This is a genomic window from Luteibacter sp. P4_D7_3 (assembly GCF_056401735.1).
In genome coordinates, this window is record NZ_JBFUIT010000477.1 from 1 (window position 1) to 2,148 (window position 2,148).

General features: G+C 64.6%; 3 protein-coding genes. All 3 read left to right on the forward strand.

The window, feature by feature from the left end; translation table 11 throughout:
* On the forward strand, window positions 1-991 hold a 991-nt coding region (locus tag AC1DSN_RS21705; RefSeq protein ID WP_477332835.1), incomplete at its 5' end, for a sensor histidine kinase.
* Window positions 984-1,751 carry a LytR/AlgR family response regulator transcription factor gene (locus AC1DSN_RS21710; RefSeq protein ID WP_477332837.1) on the forward strand — a complete coding sequence of 256 codons (768 nt, stop codon included), beginning with the start codon at window positions 984-986 and terminating at the stop codon, window positions 1,749-1,751. The genes AC1DSN_RS21705 and AC1DSN_RS21710, both read left to right, overlap by 8 nt.
* 14 nt (window positions 1,752-1,765) lie before the next feature.
* The gene (locus AC1DSN_RS21715) at window positions 1,766-2,095 is read left to right on the forward strand and encodes a hypothetical protein (protein WP_063571515.1); all 330 of its coding nucleotides are present in this window, start codon (window positions 1,766-1,768) and stop codon (window positions 2,093-2,095) included.
* Window positions 2,096-2,148 lie beyond the last annotated feature (53 nt).

A 2,148-nucleotide genomic window follows, 5' to 3' on the forward strand; every position in this document is an offset into this window, starting at 1 on the left:
CTACGGTGCCGACGAGGCCTTCGGCATCGTCGATGCGGTGATCCGCGAACTGCCGAACGTGCAGGACATCAACGGTACGCGAGGTGGCCTGCAGATCCACGCGATGGTTCGCCTGCTGTCCGGCGCGATGCCGCAACGCCGCCGCTCGTTGCAGCACGGCACTTTCGAACGCAGCACGCGCATCTCCGCCACGATTACGCCAGCCGACGGATCGAGTAGCGTCATGTTCGTCTGCGAGCCGGACAGCAGTGCCTGGGTCGACTGGTTCAATCCCGATGGCGGTGCGTCATTGGAGCACGTCGAAACCCTGGTTCGTGCAATGACCCAGCGCCTGGCCGAACGGCGCAACCGCGAGCGCGCCGACGTGCGGCAGACGACGATGGAAAAAGAGCTCACGGCGGCACAGCTCGGCCTTCTGCAGGCGCAGGTAGAGCCGCACTTCCTCTACAACACGCTGGCCAGCGCACAGGAACTGGTTCGCACGGACCCCGCTCGGGCCGACCGCATGCTGGGGCACCTGATCGACTACCTGCGCCGCTCGCTGCCGCGTACGGACGGATCGCTGTCGACCCTCGGCCAGGAGCTCGAACGCTCCACGGCATGGCTCGAGATCATGAAGCTGCGCATGGGCGAGCGCCTCACCGTGCATACCGAGGTGGCCGACGCCATCGCGATGCTGCCGATGCCTTCGATGATGCTGCAGACCCTGGTCGAGAACGCCATCAAGCATGGTCTCGAGCMGAAGCCTGGCGGCGGCGGGATATGGATTCGCGGTCGCGTGGAAGACGGTGTGCTTTCGGTGACGGTTGCCGACGACGGCATGGGCTTTCGCAGCGAAGGCTCGGGCACCGGCATCGGCCTGAAGAACCTGCGCGAGAGGCTGCGCCTGACCTACGGCGCGCTGGCGAGCTTTGTCATCGGTAACAACTTCCCAGCCGGCGTCGCCGCGACGATCACGCTRCCAGCAACGGGAGTGAACGATCATGCCTAAGTGCATCGTTGCCGAAGACGAGAAGCTGCTCTCCGCAGCTCTCCAGCGTGAACTGGCAAAGGCGTGGCCCGACCTGGAGATCGTGGCGGTCTGCGAGGACGGTGGTGAAGCGCTCGAGGCTATCGCCACGCATCAACCGGATATCGCCTTCCTCGACATTCGCATGCCAGGACTTACGGGCATGGAAGTGGCCGCTGCGGCGGCGGATGCCAGTCCGCAAACCCTGGTGGTCTTCGTGACCGCGTACGACCAGTACGCCGTCGACGCGTTCGAGCGTGGCGCCATCGACTATCTGCTCAAACCGGTGGTTGCGGATCGCCTGGCACAGACGGTCACCCGTCTGCGCAGTCGGCTAGCCGATGCTGCGCGCCACGCACGCCGCACGGGTGATCTGGCGAAGGACATGATCGAGCGCTTCGACGAAGCGCCGGACGAGCCACTGACCYGGATCACCGCTGGTGCCGGCAAGGCCACGCGGCTGATCCTCGTCGACGACGTGATCTATTTCCGCGCGGACAACAAGTACACGGTGGTCGCCACGGCGGAGGGCGATGCGCTGTTGAGCCGTCCGATTCGCGACCTGCTACGCCAACTCGATCCGAAGACGTTCCGCCAGATCCATCGTTCCACCATCGTCAACCTGCGCCAGGTCGCCTCGGTCGAACGGGACGACACCGGCAAGGGTTGCCTGCGCCTGCGTGGGCGCCCCGAAACCTTGAATGTGAGTCAGCCGTTCATGGCCATCTTCCGCRCCATGTGACGAAGGAGACTTCCATGCGACTTTTTCTAGCCATCATCTACTGCTTCCTCAACCTCGCCGGTTGCACCGACGCGCAGAATCGCAGCATCGTGGCGACGGCACGAGAGAACGGAACGGTTACCCTCGATAGCTTTACCGACGTGCACATGGGCCGAGCGTGGTTCGAATGCAAGGCGAGCCAGAGCGGCCGTTGCTATTACGCGGTATTTCATGGCGACGCGCAGGTTCGCGCGTTCTCACTGCCGGTGGCCGAGACATTGCGCCTCGACAATTTGCCGGCGGGGTTTAGCCAGTGCGTGGCCGCTTCGGCAGTCAAGGTGTCTGCCGACTGCCGGGCGGGGTGATCGTCCTCCCATCGCCGCTGAAGCGGCTCCCACACACGGCAGGAGCTCGCTCT

Bases quoted from the DNA above. Each gene is read 5' to 3' on its own strand.
- AC1DSN_RS21715 (WP_063571515.1), top strand. From the start codon at position 1,766: ATGCGACTTTTTCTAGCCATCATCTACTGCTTCCTCAACCTCGCCGGT.